The sequence below is a fragment of the Arthrobacter sp. MYb213 genome (assembly GCF_002979915.1).
Taxonomy (GTDB): Bacteria; Actinomycetota; Actinomycetes; order Actinomycetales; family Micrococcaceae; genus Glutamicibacter.
In genome coordinates this window covers 94,095-110,813 of sequence record NZ_PCQA01000001.1, presented here as the reverse complement: position 1 = coordinate 110,813, position 16,719 = coordinate 94,095, and the positions used below count along the sequence as shown (strand labels likewise).

General features: G+C 58.1%; 17 protein-coding genes and 6 tRNA genes. 17 read left to right on the top strand and 6 right to left on the bottom strand.

Annotation, left to right across the window (positions count from 1 at the left end):
* Window positions 1-32: 32 nt before the first annotated feature.
* From CQ011_RS00505 to CQ011_RS00490, 4 genes are all read right to left on the bottom strand, one after another.
* Window positions 33-1,547, bottom strand: a complete 1,515-nt coding sequence (locus tag CQ011_RS00505; RefSeq protein WP_105673648.1) for an RsmB/NOP family class I SAM-dependent RNA methyltransferase — start codon at window positions 1,545-1,547, stop codon at window positions 33-35.
* Window positions 1,544-2,476, bottom strand: a complete 933-nt coding sequence (gene fmt, locus CQ011_RS00500; RefSeq protein WP_105673646.1) for a methionyl-tRNA formyltransferase — start codon at window positions 2,474-2,476, stop codon at window positions 1,544-1,546. The genes CQ011_RS00505 and fmt overlap by 4 nt, the downstream gene beginning before the upstream one ends.
* Window positions 2,477-2,478: 2 nt before the next feature.
* Complete coding sequence (gene def / locus CQ011_RS00495; RefSeq protein ID WP_105673644.1) at window positions 2,479-3,042, bottom strand: peptide deformylase; 564 nt, start codon at window positions 3,040-3,042, stop codon at window positions 2,479-2,481.
* Window positions 3,043-3,114: 72 nt separating this feature from the next.
* Window positions 3,115-3,978 carry a cytochrome gene (locus CQ011_RS00490; RefSeq protein ID WP_146112534.1) on the bottom strand — a complete coding sequence of 288 codons (864 nt, stop codon included), beginning with the start codon at window positions 3,976-3,978 and terminating at the stop codon, window positions 3,115-3,117.
* 194 nt (window positions 3,979-4,172) lie between these two features.
* Between CQ011_RS00490 and CQ011_RS00485 the strand changes: the two genes are divergently transcribed.
* The 8 genes from CQ011_RS00485 to CQ011_RS00450 all read left to right on the top strand — a co-directional run bounded on the left by CQ011_RS00485 (window position 4,173) and on the right by CQ011_RS00450 (window position 6,502).
* Window positions 4,173-4,245 (top strand) — tRNA-Gly (locus CQ011_RS00485).
* Between the two features lie 55 nt (window positions 4,246-4,300).
* Window positions 4,301-4,371: transfer RNA gene (locus CQ011_RS00480), tRNA-Cys, on the top strand.
* A 25-nt stretch (window positions 4,372-4,396) separates the two neighbouring features.
* Window positions 4,397-4,468, top strand: a tRNA-Val gene (locus CQ011_RS00475).
* Between the two features lie 34 nt (window positions 4,469-4,502).
* A tRNA-Gly gene (locus tag CQ011_RS00470) sits at window positions 4,503-4,575 on the top strand.
* A gap of 53 nt (window positions 4,576-4,628) precedes the next feature.
* A tRNA-Val gene (locus tag CQ011_RS00465) sits at window positions 4,629-4,700 on the top strand.
* A gap of 28 nt (window positions 4,701-4,728) precedes the next feature.
* A tRNA-Gly gene (locus CQ011_RS00460) sits at window positions 4,729-4,804 on the top strand.
* Between the two features lie 164 nt (window positions 4,805-4,968).
* Complete coding sequence (locus CQ011_RS00455; RefSeq protein ID WP_105673641.1) at window positions 4,969-5,190, top strand: antitoxin; 222 nt, start codon at window positions 4,969-4,971, stop codon at window positions 5,188-5,190.
* Window positions 5,191-5,314: 124 nt separating this feature from the next.
* Complete coding sequence (locus CQ011_RS00450; protein WP_105673639.1) at window positions 5,315-6,502, top strand: benzoate/H(+) symporter BenE family transporter; 1,188 nt, start codon at window positions 5,315-5,317, stop codon at window positions 6,500-6,502.
* Window positions 6,503-6,532: 30 nt separating this feature from the next.
* On the opposite strand, the gene zapE is transcribed toward CQ011_RS00450, so the two are convergent.
* The gene (gene zapE / locus CQ011_RS00445) at window positions 6,533-7,573 is read right to left on the bottom strand and encodes a cell division protein ZapE (protein ID WP_105673637.1); all 1,041 of its coding nucleotides are present in this window, start codon (window positions 7,571-7,573) and stop codon (window positions 6,533-6,535) included.
* Window positions 7,574-7,791: 218 nt separating this feature from the next.
* On the opposite strand from zapE, the gene CQ011_RS00440 reads away from it, so the two are divergent.
* From CQ011_RS00440 to ybaK, 3 genes are read left to right on the top strand one after another with little or no spacing between them, the layout of a single operon-like run.
* A complete protein-coding gene (locus CQ011_RS00440) occupies window positions 7,792-8,706 on the top strand; it encodes a sulfurtransferase (protein WP_105673635.1) in 915 nt (304 codons plus the stop codon).
* Window positions 8,703-9,140: a SufE family protein gene (locus CQ011_RS00435; RefSeq protein ID WP_105673633.1), complete on the top strand. Its 438-nt coding sequence runs from the start codon at window positions 8,703-8,705 to the stop codon at window positions 9,138-9,140. Before CQ011_RS00440 ends, CQ011_RS00435 begins: the two co-directional genes overlap by 4 nt.
* 32 nt (window positions 9,141-9,172) lie before the next feature.
* Entirely contained in the window at window positions 9,173-9,679 is a 507-nt protein-coding gene (gene ybaK / locus CQ011_RS00430; protein ID WP_105673631.1) for a Cys-tRNA(Pro) deacylase, read from the top strand.
* Here the strand turns inward: ybaK and CQ011_RS00425 are convergent.
* Window positions 9,670-10,887: an alpha/beta hydrolase gene (locus tag CQ011_RS00425; protein ID WP_105673629.1), complete on the bottom strand. Its 1,218-nt coding sequence runs from the start codon at window positions 10,885-10,887 to the stop codon at window positions 9,670-9,672. The two genes, ybaK and CQ011_RS00425, sit on opposite strands and share 10 nt — an antisense overlap.
* A 62-nt stretch (window positions 10,888-10,949) precedes the next feature.
* Here CQ011_RS00425 and msrB point away from each other — a divergent pair, with 62 nt between their 5' ends.
* The 6 genes from msrB (at window position 10,950) to CQ011_RS00395 (ending at window position 16,670) form a co-directional block, all read left to right on the top strand.
* Entirely contained in the window at window positions 10,950-11,357 is a 408-nt protein-coding gene (gene msrB / locus CQ011_RS00420) for a peptide-methionine (R)-S-oxide reductase MsrB (protein WP_105674936.1), read from the top strand.
* A gap of 146 nt (window positions 11,358-11,503) precedes the next feature.
* The gene (locus CQ011_RS00415; protein ID WP_105673627.1) at window positions 11,504-12,877 is read left to right on the top strand and encodes a DUF6421 family protein; all 1,374 of its coding nucleotides are present in this window, start codon (window positions 11,504-11,506) and stop codon (window positions 12,875-12,877) included.
* Window positions 12,878-12,887: 10 nt separating this feature from the next.
* The gene (locus CQ011_RS00410) at window positions 12,888-13,577 is read left to right on the top strand and encodes an SDR family NAD(P)-dependent oxidoreductase (RefSeq protein ID WP_105673626.1); all 690 of its coding nucleotides are present in this window, start codon (window positions 12,888-12,890) and stop codon (window positions 13,575-13,577) included.
* Between the two features lie 82 nt (window positions 13,578-13,659).
* Window positions 13,660-14,721, top strand: a complete 1,062-nt coding sequence (locus CQ011_RS00405; RefSeq protein WP_105673624.1) for a threonine aldolase family protein — start codon at window positions 13,660-13,662, stop codon at window positions 14,719-14,721.
* 55 nt (window positions 14,722-14,776) lie between these two features.
* Complete coding sequence (locus CQ011_RS00400; protein WP_105673622.1) at window positions 14,777-15,418, top strand: DUF3000 domain-containing protein; 642 nt, start codon at window positions 14,777-14,779, stop codon at window positions 15,416-15,418.
* A 34-nt stretch (window positions 15,419-15,452) separates the two neighbouring features.
* The gene (locus CQ011_RS00395; protein ID WP_105673620.1) at window positions 15,453-16,670 is read left to right on the top strand and encodes a ribonuclease D; all 1,218 of its coding nucleotides are present in this window, start codon (window positions 15,453-15,455) and stop codon (window positions 16,668-16,670) included.
* The last annotated feature ends 49 nt before the right edge of the window (window positions 16,671-16,719 follow it).

Genomic DNA, 16,719 nt, shown 5'->3' with positions numbered 1-16,719 from the left:
CTTGGGTGGGGCGCTGGAAATTAGGTCGCGAACTAGGCGGTTTTGGTAATGATCGCCATGAACATGGCATCGGTTCCGTGCACATGCGGCCACAGCTGCGCGGTGCTACCACCGGCAAGTTCGTGTCCGCTGGCTGGGAAACCTTCCAGGGCTACGGCGTTGATCGCGGCCCCGGTATCTAGCAGTGTGGCGTTCGGGTGGGACTTGAGGAAATCTTCGACCACCAGACGCGTTTCTGCCATATGTGGCGAGCAGGTGACAAAACCGATGACCCCGCCCACGCGCACCGCGCTGAACGCGGCGGCCAGTAGTTCACCCTGCAAGCTGGTCAGCTCCGGGATATCACGTGGTTGTTTGCGCCAGCGAGATTCTGGTCGGCGGCGTAGCGAGCCGAGTCCGGAGCAGGGCGCGTCGACCATGATGCGGTCATAGTCCCCGGCAAATTCTTCGGTGCCGAAGTCGCGGCCGTCCTTGGTGGTGACCATCCAGAAGTCGCCGGGCACCGCTGACATGGACTGTTCAACCAGTCGGGCACGGTGTTCGGTAGGTTCATTTGCGGTCAGTCGGGCGTCGCGCTGAACCGCTAGTGCGCCGAGTAATGCCGCCTTGCCGCCGGGACCTGCGCAAAGATCGAGCCAATAGGTGTCTTCGCCTGGCACCGGCAACTCAATGTTGGCCAGCGCGCGGGCTACCAGTTGACTGCCGGCATCCTGCACACGGATGGTTCCCTCACGCACACCAGGCACGCGGGCCACATCACCATGCTTATAGGTGGCCGAATCGACCACTAGGGTGCCCGGCTCCGCGCCTGCTTCCAGCGCCGCGTCCACGGTGCCTAGACCTGGCAGGGCGACCAAGTTGACTACCGGGGCGAGGTTGTCCGCTTCAAGCAACGCAGGAAGTTCGGTGGCCTCGCGGCCGTGCGCGATCAATGCGCCACGCAGTGCACGCACGATCCAGTCCGGGTGCGAGTGCTCGATGGATAGTTTTTCCGACTCGCTGGTGGTAGCCGCGGTCAGCTGCGCGACCCACTGTTCGGGCTCCTGCAGGCTGACCTTGCGCAAGACCGCGTTGATCAGTCCCGAGGGTCCGGCGCCAATCTGCGCGCGTGCCAAGGAAACGGTTTCATCCAACGCCGCATGCTTTGGCACGCGCATCACCAGCAACTGGTGGGCACCCAAACGCAGTGCGTCAAGAATCGCCGGATCAAGCTCGGACAAGGGCCGGTCAACCAAGGTGGAGAGGATCGCGTCGTAGAAACCCTGTGAGCGCAGTGCACCATAAGCCAGCTCGGTGGCAAAACCTGCGTCGCGCTTTTCAAGTTGATGTTCGCGAATCATCTTGGGCAAGACCAGGTTGGCGTAGGCGTCCTTGCCGGAAACCTCGCGCAGCACCTTAAAAGCGACTAGTCGAGCCGGATCGGCGGCACGTTTACGCTGCCCGGGGGCTGACTGGCTGTACTGGCGGGGGCGGTCCCCCTGCCCGCGGTTGCGGGTACGCCCGGCTTCGTTGCGTCGAGGTTCGTTATGTGGATCGTGTTCGCTCATGCGAAGCTCACTTTCGTTCCCTGGGTCAAGATTCCGCGAGCCCAGTCGGAGGCGTTCATCATTTTTTTACCTGGAGGCTGGATAGTTGAAAGTTCCAACGCCCAGGTGGCGGTGCCGATAAAGACTTGGGGGTGCTTGCCCGGCTCAATATGTACAACGCCCGGTGCCAAATCGGTGCGTTCGCGGCGTTCACTGAGCGGCCCAAACTTATATCTGGACCCCTCGGCGGTGGCCCAAGGACCCGGGAAGGGGCTTGTGCCGTGGGCGCGGCGGCGGATTTCGGTGGCGGTGCGGGTGAAATCTAGTTGCGCGTCGCCATCGAGAATTTTTGGTGCGTAGGTGTGCGACCCGCTTTGGGCGATTGCTCGCGCCTGGCCCGAATCGATTGCCTGCAGGGTTTGTACCAATAACATTGAGCCGGATTCGCTGAGTTTTTCCAGCATGATTCCAGCGGTATCTAGCTCGCCAATACGTTCGGTGACCTGCCCGAAGACTGGACCGGTATCTAACCCAGCTTCCAACTGGAAGGTGACCGCTCCGGTGATGTCATCACCGTGAATGATCGAGTGCTGCACCGGTGCGGCGCCACGCCATTGCGGCAAGAGGGAAAAGTGCAGATTGATCCAGCCGTGGGTAGGAACGCCCAGCGCGGCTTGTGGGACTAACCCGCCGAAGGCGACAATGGCTGCCGCGTCGAGGTTCAGCGCCGCTAATTGGGCCGTCACCTCGGCATCAATTTTGTTCGACTTGATGGTTTCCAGCCCGAGTTCCGCGGCGCGCGCGGCCACCGGCGAGGGAGTCATTACGCGCTTGCGTCCCAGCGGGGCATCCGGGCGGGTGAGTACCGCGGCAATCTCAAAACCCGCGTCATTTAGATAGTTCAGTGAGGTGACCGCGACCTGCGGGGTTCCAGCAAAAAGGATGCGCATAGTTAGTTCCCCAGTCCTGCGCCGAAGCTGGATCCGAGGAATCCTGCGCGCTGTGCCATCGTCGCGGTAGTCATTTGTTCATAGTTGCTGGCACGTAGCGTGCGCCAAGCGGCTTTCTTCTCATCCGGGGCCAGCCGATCCAAGAACAGCACCCCGTCGAGGTGATCGGTTTCATGCTGCACACAGCGAGAAAGCATACCTTCACCCTCGATACGAACCGCTTTTCCGAACTTGTCGAAGCCGGTAGCGACCACGTGGCGCCGGCGGGCAACTGGGGCGGAGATCCCGGGAATGGACAGGCAACCTTCGTTCTCGTCCGTCTGGAAGTCTTCGCTCAGTTCGAGTACCGGGTTGATGATGTGGCCACGTTCGGCCCCAATTTGGTACGTAAAAACGCGCAGTGACACGCCTACCTGAGGGGCCGCCAAGCCCGCACCGTCAACGTTTTCCATGGTTTGATCCATATCGTCGACCAGCTTCTGGATTTCCGGCCCAAACTCGGTCACCTCCTGCGCTGGTGTGCGTAGAACGGGATCACCGATGATCCGAATTCCCAAAATCGCCATAGTACGTGTGGCTCCCTTAGTAGTGCTGTGCGAAGTGTCAGTGCCGGGCGTGCCGACACTAACTACACCAGTCTACGGTGCCGCAGGCGACTGGTCCTGAGGCGGCGGCGTGATTTCCACCAGTGAGGCACGCGCTTGGGCAATCTTGAACTGCGCGTCCCAGTTGCGGCGCAGTGCGTAAAACTTTGACCAGTAATCTGGCAGCGCTTGAACCGGCGCCATAAAAGTTCGACTCCCGCCCTCCCCTAGCGCGACTGCCAGCAGCATCGAATCTGTGCCATGCGGCCAGTCCTGCCAGATGCCGGCTTCTGCGTCGAGCACCTGCTCTTCGGCTTTGGCGGCCGCCGCGAGCTGCATGATGACTTTGTCATCCGGGGTTTTCACGAACCCCTCGCGATCCATGGCCTTGGTTTTGTAGTCCACTAGGCACACCTTGCCGCCTATGCGGGCGACCAGGTCAATGGTTCCCGCGTAGCCAACACTGTGATTCCACACCGTCACCTCGGTGGCTAGTGGTTGCACCTGATACTGTTCCCACCACTTTTCAAAGTGTGTGGCAAAGCCCAGTTCATTATTGGCTTCCAGCTCGGCGTGCGCCTTATGAAGTTGCTCGGGTTCTCCTAAGGCACGCAGCGCGTAATGTTCGGCGTAGTTGTGAACCCGATCCCCGCGGGCTGCCGCCGAGTCCCGAAAGCGTTCGGCGGCCGCGGCAGAATCACGCACTAAGGACCGCATTTTGCTCGGTTGCGACAACGCCTCGGACAAACGTTGATCTTCAGACAGGGTCTTGGCTGCCAGATAGCCAGCCCACCCGGAGAGGTCCATTTTGTCCATACCGATGACCGTGGTGATCGAGGGGACGGTCGCTTCCCCTCCCACTTGACGGCTGTACATTCGACCCAATTCGGTTTGAATAGCAAGTTTTGGTGACGTCATGCACACGATCATGACATGGCCTGTGGACGCTTTGCTCCTAGTCCGAACGAGATTCATGAATATTCCGCGTAGTTCCGCGGGTTTTGGGCTTTGTGAACCAGATCTCACGCTCTCGATTTGGAAGCCTGCGGAAACTCGTATAGAGTTTTTACTCGTTGGAGCGAACGGAAACGGCGCGAAAACAAGCACTTTTTGCGGACATAGCTCAGCTGGTAGAGCGCAACCTTGCCAAGGTTGAGGTCGCGAGTTCGAACCTCGTTGTCCGCTCGCAGAAAGAAACATCGACTAAGTAAAATTAGTCAGCTCGGCTTCGGCCGAGTATGGTGGGGTGGCCGAGAGGCGAGGCAGCGGCCTGCAAAGCCGTTTACGCGGGTTCGAATCCCGTCCCCACCTCGCAAAGAGGTTAGTTATTCTTTTTGCGCGATTGGCGCAGCGGTAGCGCGCTTCCCTGACACGGAAGAGGTCACTGGTTCGATCCCAGTATCGCGCACGGATTTTTGATTTTCGGATCAAGATTCACAAATGCGGACATAGCTCAGCTGGTAGAGCGCAACCTTGCCAAGGTTGAGGTCGCGAGTTCGAACCTCGTTGTCCGCTCTGAGAAATCAGAGTTTACTTTGTTTTCTGTCGAGATTCTTCGGAATCCTTCGGCGCGATTGGCGCAGCGGTAGCGCGCTTCCCTGACACGGAAGAGGTCACTGGTTCGATCCCAGTATCGCGCACTGAATATTAGTGAGAACTAGTATTCATGCGGTCATAGCTCAGCTGGTAGAGCGCAACCTTGCCAAGGTTGAGGTCGCGAGTTCGAACCTCGTTGACCGCTCCAAAAATGAAAAAGGGAATCACTCCAAGTGATTCCCTTTTTTGTTTAAGGTCACAGCACCAACACGCCCGGGAATTCCCAGACTCTTCCATGCAGACGGAATTCGTTTTAGGGTGGATACCAATTGTGGAGCTAAAAGGGTTCCCACAGTCGAATGGAGGTGCAGCATGGCAGGATTTGATGATCTGCGTGGCAAGGCAGAGGAATTCGCAAAGCAGAACCCGGATCAGGTCTCAGAAGGTATTGAGAACGTTGGCAATTTTGTCGACGAGAAGACCGGCGGCAAGTTCGAAGGACAGGTCGACGGTGCCCAGCAGGGTGCTAACGACTTCCTTGGTGGACTTGGCGGCAACGCTGAGCAAAACGAAGGACAGAACAACGAGGGCTAATCCCCTATTGTTCGTGCTTCGGCCTTGACCAAGCATCCTGGAAAGGTACCGACATGTTGTCGGTACCTTTCTTGCTTTAACAATCAATAGCTTCATCTTGCGCTTGACCTGACAGAATGTCCCTATGACCGAACGCACAGATACTCACGTCAATGGCTTGGCCCAAGCGATCATCGCTGGCCTAGTGACCACCATGGTTGGATTCATTGCATCCTTTGCCGTGGTGCTTGCAGGGCTATTCCAGGTCGGTGCGACCGAGAGTCAGGCCGCCTCCGGATTGCTGATCCTCTCCCTAGGCGTGGGGCTGTGTAGCATCGTGCTGTCATTACGACACCGCATACCGTTAACTATTTCTTGGTCTACGCCTGGCGCTGCCATGCTCGCGGCGCTGGCTCCTGGCGCGTTTAGCTTCGAGCAGGCGGTCGGCGCATTCATCGTGGGCGGGGTGCTGATCATGGCGACCGGGCTACTCCCCTTTTTACAGCGATTACTGACTCATATTCCGGTGCCGATCGCTCAGGGAATGCTCGCGGGCGTATTGCTTCCGCTATGCCTGAAACCGTTCACCGCGCTAGGTACGATTCCGGTTCCAGCCTTAGGCATCCTGTTGGTGTTTCTGCTCGGACTCAGGTTTTTGCCAAAATTTGCGGTGGTCCTTTGCATGCTGGCGGCGGTGGGCTTTGGTCTGTGGCATATTGCCGGGACTAATGCGTGGTCAAAATTGGAGATACTTCCGAGCCTTCAATGGGTAACTCCGGAATTTTCTTGGGCCGCGATTATGAGCATTAGCGTGCCGCTAGTTATCGTGACCATGGCTTCGCAAAATATCCCCGGGGTGGCGGTGGCCAAATCCTTCGGGTACACCGTGCCGTGGCGTTCGTCGATGTTGCTCACCGGTGTTGGAACTGGTGTGAGCGCGTTTTTTGGTGGGCATGCAATCAACTTGGCGGCGATTACCGCGGCCTTGGCCTCCGGGCCCGAAGCGGGAGCGGATCCGGCTAAGCGCTGGCGCGCGGCGGTAAGCTCTGGAGGCTTCTATATTTTCTTCGCGGCGTTTAGTGCGCTGATTGTTTCGGTGGCCAGCGCATCGCCGGCAGGGTTGTTTCAGGCAGCGGCAGGTTTGGCTCTGCTAGCCACCCTCACGCAGTCATTACTTGGTTCGATGCACGATGTGCAATGGCGTTTGAGTGCGTTGGTGACGGTGCTGGTAGCCGCCGGTAATGTCACACTACTGGGGATTGGCGGTGCGTTCTGGGCGCTGCTGGCAGGGCTGTTAACGCACTTCATCGTCGAGCGTGGCGCTCGACGATGAAGTAGGAAAACTCATAAAACTAAGCGGTGCTTAGAGTGCGGGCTCGCCGACCTGCCCCTCGCGGGCAAGAGCGGTCAAACGCGAGACTGCGCGATAATACTTCTTCTGGTAACCGCCGGCCATCATCTCTGCGGTGAACAACTCGCTAAATGGCTTGCCGGAGGCAACGATCGGCACATCTTTGTCATATAACCGGTCAGCTAGGACCACAAAGCGCAAGGCGATCGACTGATCGGTGATGGTGTCCACGTTGTGTAAGACCAGTGCATCTGTTTCCGACAGCAGCTGGCGGTAGCGCGATGGGTGGACCTTATGCAGGTGAGCCACGAGTTCGGCGAAGTCATCCACCGCCAGAGTTGCCTCTGGGTAACGTTCGGTGGCGAAGTCCTCGATGGCCGAATCATCCAACGGCTGCGGTGCATCGGGCAGGCCACGGTGGCGGAAGTCGACACCGTCTACGCGGTGCACGTCAAACTGTTCTGAGAGGGTTTTGATTTCACGTTGGAAATCCACCGCGGCGAAACGGCCCTCACCGAGGGCGCCCGGAAGCGTATTGGAGGTCGCAGCCAGTTTCACTCCGGCGTCGGAGAGCTCGCGCATCAGCCGAGACATCAGCACGGTGTCCCCCGGATCGTCGAGCTCAAACTCGTCGATGCAGACCAGTTTGTATTCGCTGAGTACCTCTACGGTGCGACGGAAAGACAGTGCACCGACCAGGTTGGTGTATTCCACAAAGGTGCCGAAGGCTTTGGGCCCTGGGCTAGCGTGCCATAGCGAGGCGAGCAGGTGGGTTTTGCCCACACCAAATCCGCCGTCAAGGTACATACCGTTTTTGGCAGTGGTTTTTTTACCGAAGAGCTTGGAGAACAGCCCGCCACCGTTGTTTTTACCCACTGTTTGCGCGAAGTTGCTTAGCTTGCTGACCGCTTCGGCCTGAGAAGGCTGGTTAGGGTCGGGACGGTAGGTGTTAAAGGACACCTCACCAAAACGGTAGGACGGGTGGAAGCCGGCCAACAGTTCATCGACCGAGAGGTTCGGTGTGGTCTGTGTCAGGTGAATGATCTTGGCCATACGTTCGGTGGTGTCCTTCAGTTCGACGTGCGGGTGATGAATTGGGTCTACTACCTGCGGCCCATCGGCCAGTTTACCTTGGCTAAGGCTCGAAGATGGAGAAGAATGTCGCACCCCACACGATTGTTTGCACTTCGGTACTAGGCTAGAAGGTGAGAATGTGGCTGGCGCCCGCGCGCCAGCGGATAAAAACCGCAAGACAAGGAATGTGATCACGCATGTCATTACCGCTGGAGAACAACCCAAACTACGCGCAGTATGCCCACCCCGAACGTCTGGTATCCACCGACTGGTTGGCAACAAATCTGGGCGCCAAGAACCTGGTCGTGCTCGAATCCAACGAAGACATTTTGCTCTACTCCACCGGGCACATTCCCGGCGCGCTGAAGATCGACTGGTTCACCGAGCTGAACGATGAGGTCACCCGCGATTATGTGGAGGGTGCGGCCTTTGCCGAACTGATGGCTTCCAAGGGCATTAGCCGTGACTCGACCGTGGTGATTTATGGGGACAAGTCCAACTGGTGGGCTGCCTATGCACTGTGGGTATTCACCCTCTTTGGCCACGAAGATGTGCGTTTGCTTGATGGCGGACGTGACAAGTGGATCGCCGAGGGGCGAGAGACTTCCACCGAAAAGCCTGCGGTCACCGCCACCGAATACCCGGTGATCGAACGCGACGACAGCGTGATCCGCGCCTACCTGCCACAGGTGCTCGAACACCTGGGCAACCCACTCATCGACGTACGTTCGCTTGAGGAATACACCGGTGAACGAACCCACATGCCAAATTACCCCGAAGAGGGAGCAATGCGCGGCGGGCATATTCCGACCGCCGCCTCGGTGCCGTGGGGTAAGGCTGCCGCAGCCGATGGCACGTTTAAGTCACGCGCCGAGTTGGAAGCGATCTACTTCGAAGAAGCCGGGTTGAAGCCGGGCGACGATGTGGTGGCCTATTGCCGTATTGGCGAGCGTTCCAGCCACACCTGGTTTGTGCTCAAGCACCTGTTGGGTTTCGAATCCGTACGTAACTATGACGGTTCATGGACCGAGTGGGGCAATGCGGTGGGTGTGCCTATCGTGCGCGGCGAGGCCAACGGCGAACTTCCTGTTAAGCGTGGAGCCCGCGCATGAGCGCGCTAAACCCGGCGCTGGCAGAAATCGTCGAGGAATTCAGTGAGGTTCCGGAAGCCGACAGACTGGAACTGTTGTTGGATTACTCCCGCGAGTTACCCGAGTTGCCGCCGCATTTAGCCGAGCATCCAGAACTTTTGGAACAGGTAGTGGAGTGCCAATCGCCGTTGTTTTTGATCGTCGAGGTGGGCGCGGATCAAGTGGTGCGCTTGTTCTTCTCTGCTCCCCCGGAGGCGCCGACTACTCGCGGCTTTGCCTCGGTGCTCGCCGCCGGCCTTGACGGGTCTTCAGCCGAGGAAATTTTAGCGGTTCCTGAGGACATGCCTGCACGCTTGGGCCTGTCCCGTGCGTTATCCCCGCTGCGGATGCGTGGAATGAGCGCGATGCTTGGCCGGATTAAGCGTCAGGTCACCGAACAGCTAGCCACCGCATAGCGGTGGGCAGAGAAATGAAACGAAAATAGTTCGTGGCGAAAAAATCAAAGGCCGCTTCCACTCCGGCAACCGCCGCCTTGGAAGCGGCCGGCATTACTTATGTTGCGCATAGTTATACGCATAGTGATTCGGCGCAAAGTTACGGCGCGGAAGCCGCTGCGCAATTGGGCGTTGAGGCTGCGCGGGTGTTTAAGACGCTGATGGTGTCCACCGGTGCGCGGGCCAGTGAAGATTTGGCTGTGGCGATTGTCCCGGTGGATTCGACGTTGGACCTGAAATCCGTGGCCGCGGTTTTGGGTGCGAAAAAGGCGCAGATGGCAGACAAGGACGCCGCGCAACGGCGCAGCGGTTATGTGCTGGGCGGGATCTCGCCCTTTGGCCAGCGTCAAATATCCCCGGCCGTGCTCGATGCCAGTGCAATGCAGTTCGAGACCATTTTTATTTCCGGTGGACGGCGCGGGTTCAGCCTACAAATAGCCGCCGACGATGCGGTAAAAATATTGAACGCACTGGTGGCTCCGATCGCCAGCTACCGCTGAGTTTCCATCCGTTGGGTGAGGAACTCGCGGATCGCGGCGGCAAAACCCTGCGGGTCGCTATTTGGTTCTCGGGTATGTCCGGCACCGGAAAAGACTCGTAGGGTGACCAGGTCTGGGCGTAGGGCAGCAAGTTTCAGGCTCGGACCGTAGGGCACAAACTGGTCATCTTTACTGTGCATAAGTAAGGTCGGATGCTGTAACTCGGCGGCCCGGTCCACCCAGTTGAGCCTTTTAAGATTTACCGGTGCGGCAAGCCCGGTGGCCCAACGCCCTGCCCTATTTGTCAGCAGCCACCCCGCAAAACGCCCCACAGTTTGCGGAATTTTATTCAGTCTTGCCTGGTGCGAGATGACATCAACCCAGTTGATCACCGGTCCCACGAGCATCAGCGAATCTATTTCGGCAGCCAGAGCCGAGCGATCCGCGGTTTGCAGGGCTATCGCCCCACCCATGGACCAGCCCAAGAGCACAATCTGTGTGGCCCCGTGATCCCGAGCGTAGCGCACTGCCGTTTCCACATCCTGCCATTCGGTATCCCCCAGTCCGTAACGCCCGTCGATGGCGTTGGGGGCAAGTCCGTCATTGCGGTAACTCATCAGCACCACGGTGGCTCCCAGTTCGGTGAGCACCGGTAGCGCGCGGATAGATTCGGTACGTTTGGCACCGCGTCCGTGCACCCCGATCACCCAGAGATTGGGCGCGGTAGTGCCTGGAATCAGCCAGGCCGGTCCGGGTCCCACACTCAGGTCAAGGGTGATGTCTTGGGCGTCAAATCCCGCATCTTTAGGGTGTTCGTAGATGGCCCCGGAAAGATATCCGCGGCGCACTCCATCCAGGCTTCCGCGATAAATCTGTTCAAGTTTGCGGGCTACCAGCCGGGGTTTGTCGACTACCGGGCGCGGCGCCGATAGCCGGGCCACGCAGGCTTCATCCTCGGCGATGAGCATGCAGACGCCAGGATCGGCGGTGTCTGCGTCGCGGGTGAAATGCAACCAGATTTGCCCTTCATCGTCGGTGACGATGGCGCGAATGAGCGCGTTGCCCGTACGTCGTTCCTCCGGGGTGACCATACGACGGGCAAAATATCCGGCCAACGCCGAGACGCTGGCAGCAAATACCGAGCCCGCGGCAAGTCCTAGGGAGACGCCCAATAGCGTGGCGGGCAGGGTTTTGCGCGGTTCTAGGGTGTCGACGATGTTTCGAGCCATGTGCCCATACTCTCAAATGAACGCTCGGGAATCATCTCGCCGTGCAAATCGTTATGCCTTACATGAGCGAAGATTCAAAGAAGACAGAAATCGACTGGCAGCAAGTTCTCTCTCCGCAGGAGTTTAACGTCCTGCGCCAGGCAGGCACGGAACGTCCTTTTACCGGTGAATATTGGGACACCACCACACAGGGGGTGTACTCCTGTCGGGCATGTGGCGCGGAGTTGTTTGCTAGTGACACAAAGTTTGACGCGAGCTGCGGTTGGCCCTCGTTTTACGCACCGCTAGCGGAGGATCGGGTGCGTTACATTACCGACGAGACGATGGGCATGAAACGTGTCGAGGTGCGCTGTGCGAACTGTGATTCGCATATGGGTCACGTCTTTGAGGGTGAGGGTTTTAAAACGCCCACCGATCTGCGGTACTGCATGAACTCGCTGAGCTTGACCTTGCGCGAAACACAGGGCTAAAGCCTCTGACCGTCGTGGGGTGCACCTCACTCTTAGCATTAGAGATGCTTATTCATAGCTGATCGAGCATTACTAATGCTGTTCTTTGGGCGTAGCGTGATAGCTAAGCAACGAACCGACCAAAGAATCTCAAGAGGTGCCCCACGATGACTCAGCTCCAGCACTCCCCACGCGCCACCGCGGACCAGCTCGCTTCCCATGATGCATGGCTGACCTTGAAGGCCTCTGCCACGCAATTCCAGAGCCTGCAGTCCAAGGACGGCTCGCTCGCCGACCCGGCAACTCACGGCGAAGCGCGCGAACTAATCGCCCGCATCGTGGCCGCACTGGAAGAACTCCTGCCATACTTCGCGCATGATGAGGCCTACCTCCGCGCGCTCATCGCAGACCTCAACAAGTGGGAAAGCGCCGACTTCGGGGTCCCTGACTTTTTGGATGCGCTGCTTCAATTCCAGCCGCAAACCCAGCGTGAAGACGGATTGCTACACCTGGTGCTCTTCCCGATGTACACGCAGAATGGCTCGACCAACCGCTATCTCGAAGCGGTACTGGTGCAGGTCATGTGGCCTGACTTTATCTCCGAGCTCGAAGCCAACAGCTACACTAACGCGCTGTTCGTACCACTGCGTTTCTTGGACTTCACCGCTGGATACGACACCAACTCCGCGGTGCTCTTTCCGGAGTCCGTAGCCATTCGCGAAACCCCGTCATTTACTTGGGGTGCCATCTTCCAGGACCGCGAGGCCGCACGTTTTCGCAAGGTGCTCAAGGAAGCCGCCGCGATCACCAACCTGCAGCTACCTGAAGACGCTGCAGAACTCCTGAGCGACCAGCAGCTAACCGAAGAAACCTTTATCATGTGGGATCTGATCCACGATCGCACCCACATGCGCGGGGACCTGCCATTTGACCCATTCATGATCAAACAGCGCATGCCATTCTTCCTCTACTCGCTCGAAGAGTTGCGTTGCGACCTGACCGCTTTCCGCGAATCCATGAAGATCGCCAGTGATCCGAAAAGTGACCCTCAGGCCGCTAAGACCGCCAAGCTTGTGCAGTACGCGGTGATCTTCGACCGGATCTTCCGTTTTGCCATCACCGGATCGCGAGTGCGTAACTACGACGGACTCGGTGGCCAGCTATTGTTCGCCTGGATGCACCAGCACCATGTTTTACACTGGACCGACACCAAGTTGAGCATCGATTGGGATCAGGTACCAGAAATCGTTGCGGCCTTGGGGGATGCGATCGATGAACTGTACTGGAAATCGATCGACCGCCCGAAGCTTGCGCACTGGCTGGCCGCCTATGAATTGGTCTCTTCCACGGTGACCCCGAACCCCGCCTCTGTGTGGGCTAAGGGCCCTGACGCGCTGCCACTCACTGCCCCGCTACGCGAAATCACCGACCAGGTCATGGACGATGAGTTCCCACTGTCGATGTTCTACGAAGCGCTCAACAAGAAGATGGCCGCGGTGATCGACTCGACTCGTGGCATGACCGGCGCAACAAGCATCTAGGATCGGTTTTATGAGCAAAGTAGAAAATAACCCACTGGTACTCATCGCCGGGGCTACCTCGGCTGCAGGAGTCGCAGTGGCCCGCGAACTTTCCGATGCCGGGGCGCGCGTTTTGGCGGTCGGCAGTAATGCCGAACGTTTGGAAGAGCGCCTCGGGTTTGTCAGCTCACGCTACGTCTGTGATCTCACGGATCTGCAGGCGGTAACCGACCTCGGGCAGCACATACACGCGGAGCATGGAAAAATCGACGTGTTATTGCATCTGGTGGGCGGTTGGCGCGGCGGTAAGTCAATCACCGGGCAGTCCGACGCTGACTGGGATTTTCTCCATACCAGCGTGATGACTACGTTGCGTAATACGACCCGGGTGTTCGTTGATGATCTGGTAGCTTCAAACGCCGGTCGCCTAGCAATTGTTAGCGCGCAGGCGGTCACGAATCCGACTCCTTCCAACGCCAATTATGGTGCGGTTAAGGCCGCAGCCGAGCACTGGGTAAACGCCATTGCAAGACTTTTCAGCAAGCAGGCTCCGCAGGCAGCAGCGCTCAGTTGGGTTGTCAAAGCATTGAGCGACAAGTCGGCTACTGAGGCGCCAACTGGCCACACTCCCGTGTCGATTCTGGCCACGGCAGCCGTTGAACTACTGAGCACGGACCCAGCGGAAGTCAACGGCCAACGCCTGCCATTGGCTACCGCCTAAGCAGGATACAACGGTGGTGGTGTAGCGTTTTTAAGTGAGCACACCACCACCTACGTACCACCATCAAAAGGACTCAATACCTATGACCATTAGCCACGACCCTGCGGTGCGCGGATTCGCTTCCGATAATTACTCCGGCGTGCACCCACGCATCCTCGAGGCGATCACTCGCGCAAACGGCGGACATCAAAGCGCCTACGGTGATGACGACTACACCGCGGCTCTGGATCAGATGGCGCAGAAACTATTTGGCGAGAACGCCGCGATTTTTCCGGTGTTTAACGGAACCGGTGCCAATGTGACCGCGTTGCAGTCATTGCTTCCTCGCTGGGGAGCGGTGATTTGTGCGAATACTGCGCACATCAACGTGGATGAAAATGGTGCTCCCGAACGCATCGGTGGCTTTAAACTTCTGCAAGTGAACTCGGCTGATGGCAAGCTGACCCCGGAACTGATCGACCAGGAAGCCTGGGGCTGGGGCGATGAGCATCGTGCCCAACCTTTGGCCGTGTCCATTACCCAGGGTACGGAGTTGGGGACGCTCTACACTCCGGCGGAGATTCGCGCGATTACCGACCACGCCCACAAACTGGGTATGAAGGTTCATTTGGACGGCTCGCGCCTGTCCAATGCGGCGGCCGCGCTTGGCGTGGAACTACGCGAGCTGACCACGGATGTTGGCGTTGATATTGTCTCTTTGGGCGGCACCAAAAATGGCTTGCTGCTCGGCGAGGGAATTCTGACGCTAGATCCTGCATTAGCTCAGGATTTGAAATACCTGCGCAAGATGAATATGCAGCTGGGCAGCAAGATGCGTTTCATCTCCGCACAGTTGCTTGAGCTCTACGGAACCGGACTGTGGCGCGAGCTTGCCGGTCACTCTAACGCGATGGCTGCACAGTTGGCCGCTGCGGTCACCGAGATCGACGGAGTTCAGCTGGTCTACCCGGCACAAGCCAATGGTGTTTTTGCACAGTTGCCTACCGAGGTCTCCGACCAGTTGCGTGAACTCTTCCGCTTCTATGACTGGGACCGCGCAGCGGGCCACGTTCGCTGGATGTGCTCCTTTGACACCACCGAGGAGGACGTGCGCGCATTTACCGCAAAACTGCGTGAATTGATGGCCGCACACCGCGCAGCTTAGGCTAATTCGGCGCGCCGTACCGCACCAGCGGTACGGCGCGTTTTAGACTCAGATTGTGTCCAATGAACCTGCTGCTTCGCGAATTCCCACCGCCTTTTCTGAGGCGCTGGGCGAGCTCTCGCGCGCAGATGTTCGCAAAGAACTAAAGATTACCGAGATTCCTGCACCCGCCCGGCTGGCACCCTTCGCCTTGGCGCTGAGCGGTGATGTGCTGGAAAATTCGTTGCCTAGTCACGGACAACATGGTCAGGAATTTTCACGTACCCCATTTTTGTTACCGGGAACTCCCTTAGCCACGGGGCGTTTTATCCTGCTATTTGATCCTGCTGGCCAAGAATTATGGGGCGGAAAATTCCGCGTCGTCACCTACATTCGCGCCCGGTTAGATCATGAGATGGGCCAGGACTCGATGTTGGCATCCGTAGCTTGGAGCTGGTTGGAAGAGGCATTGGCTGAGCGTCAGGCCGCACATCATTCCGCCGGTGGCACCGCCACACGGGTCATCTCCGAATCCTTCGGTGAGCTACAGGGCGAACACGACCATATCGACATCGAATTGCGCGCCTCGTGGACTCCAGAGGATGGTGAGGCGCTCGGCTCACATCTGAGCGCCTGGGCCGATATGGTGTGTACCTTTGCGGGCATGCCACCGCTACCCGAAGGTGTCCAACAACTGCCACACCATCGGATGAGCTAACACTTTGGGTCATCGGTCCTAGAATAGAAGGACCATGACTACTTCAGATCCAGCCGCAGACCAGCAAACCTTGACTCCACTGACCGCTCCACGAGACGGTATCCCGGAAGTCATCAACACCCCTGCGGCACTGAATCGGGCGATTCGCGCGCTACGCGCTGGCACCGGAGATCTCGCAGTTGATACCGAACGCTCCAGCGGATTTCGTTATGGACGCCGCGCCTTCCTCATCCAAATACGTCGCGAAGGCGCCAGCACCTGGCTCATTGATCCCGAAGCCATCGAGTCGCTTGATCCACTGGTCGACTTCATGAATGAATTGCCATGGATCTTGCATGCTGCTACCCAGGATTTGCCGTGCTTACACGATGAGGGTTTAGCCCCGACCGGATTATTTGATACCGAACTTGCTGGCCGTTTAGCAGGTTTCCCCCGGGTCGCACTGGGAACGATGGTCGGTGAGCTATTGGGGCTACAGCTTGCTAAAGAACATTCAGCAGTGGATTGGGCTACCCGCCCATTGCCAGAATCCTGGCTGAACTATGCGGCATTGGACGTGGAAGTCCTGTTCGAGCTGCGCGAAGAGATCTCCAAACTTCTTGAAGAACAGGGCAAGCTAGAATTTGCTGCCCAAGAATTTGAGTACGTACGCCATCTTCCAGATCCAGTGGCCCCACCCGAAGCTTGGCGCAAGCTCTCTGGTATCCATAAAATCAAAAACCGCCGCAACCTCTCGGTAGCTCGTGAACTTTGGCAGTCCCGGGAGTCTCTCGCAGAAAGCCGCGACGTGGCCCCCGGACGCTTGCTGCCAGATTCTGCCATCATGGCAGCAGTCAACCACCGACCAAACAGTGTTCCTACACTGCTTCAGATTCCAGGTTTCCACGGGCGTAGCGCAAAACGAGATGCTCCACGCTGGCTGGACGCGATGCAACGCGGAAGAAATAACCCCGAGCTTCCAGAATTACGTTCCGGAGTACAGGACCTACCCAACGCCCGCATCTGGGGCGAGAAGAATCCGCAGGCAGCCCTGCGGCTCACCGCGGCGCGCGAAGTCCTCGCAGAGATTAGCGAGCACTGGAACATTCCCGGAGAAAACCTACTGACTCCGAAATTCCTGCGTGCCCTGTGCTGGAATCCGCCAGCGAGTTTGAGCGTTGGAACCGTAGATAGCGCCTTGGAAGAACTTGGCGCCAGGCCTTGGCAGCGAGAGCTCTTAAGCGCAAAACTTGCCGACGCATTGCGCGACTAAATCACCGCAGATCTTCGGGAAATTGCTGAGACACTCGGTCAGCACTTGC

Excerpts from the sequence above, each read along its gene's own strand:
- msrB (WP_105674936.1), top strand. The coding sequence starts at position 10,950 with ATGAGCGAAGATTCAAAGAAGACAGAAATCGACTGGCAGCAAGTTCTC.
- CQ011_RS00440 (WP_105673635.1), top strand. The coding sequence starts at position 7,792 with ATGTCATTACCGCTGGAGAACAACCCAAACTACGCGCAGTATGCCCAC.
- CQ011_RS00450 (WP_105673639.1), top strand. The coding sequence starts at position 5,315 with ATGACCGAACGCACAGATACTCACGTCAATGGCTTGGCCCAAGCGATC.
- zapE (WP_105673637.1), bottom strand. The coding sequence starts at position 7,573 with ATGGCCAAGATCATTCACCTGACACAGACCACACCGAACCTCTCGGTC.
- CQ011_RS00410 (WP_105673626.1), top strand. The coding sequence starts at position 12,888 with ATGAGCAAAGTAGAAAATAACCCACTGGTACTCATCGCCGGGGCTACC.
- CQ011_RS00405 (WP_105673624.1), top strand. The coding sequence starts at position 13,660 with ATGACCATTAGCCACGACCCTGCGGTGCGCGGATTCGCTTCCGATAAT.
- CQ011_RS00490 (WP_146112534.1), bottom strand. The coding sequence starts at position 3,978 with ATGACGTCACCAAAACTTGCTATTCAAACCGAATTGGGTCGAATGTAC.
- fmt (WP_105673646.1), bottom strand. The coding sequence starts at position 2,476 with ATGCGCATCCTTTTTGCTGGAACCCCGCAGGTCGCGGTCACCTCACTG.
- CQ011_RS00505 (WP_105673648.1), bottom strand. The coding sequence starts at position 1,547 with ATGAGCGAACACGATCCACATAACGAACCTCGACGCAACGAAGCCGGG.
- CQ011_RS00395 (WP_105673620.1), top strand. The coding sequence starts at position 15,453 with ATGACTACTTCAGATCCAGCCGCAGACCAGCAAACCTTGACTCCACTG.
- CQ011_RS00425 (WP_105673629.1), bottom strand. The coding sequence starts at position 10,887 with ATGGCTCGAAACATCGTCGACACCCTAGAACCGCGCAAAACCCTGCCC.
- CQ011_RS00435 (WP_105673633.1), top strand. The coding sequence starts at position 8,703 with ATGAGCGCGCTAAACCCGGCGCTGGCAGAAATCGTCGAGGAATTCAGT.
- CQ011_RS00455 (WP_105673641.1), top strand. The coding sequence starts at position 4,969 with ATGGCAGGATTTGATGATCTGCGTGGCAAGGCAGAGGAATTCGCAAAG.
- CQ011_RS00415 (WP_105673627.1), top strand. The coding sequence starts at position 11,504 with ATGACTCAGCTCCAGCACTCCCCACGCGCCACCGCGGACCAGCTCGCT.
- def (WP_105673644.1), bottom strand. The coding sequence starts at position 3,042 with ATGGCGATTTTGGGAATTCGGATCATCGGTGATCCCGTTCTACGCACA.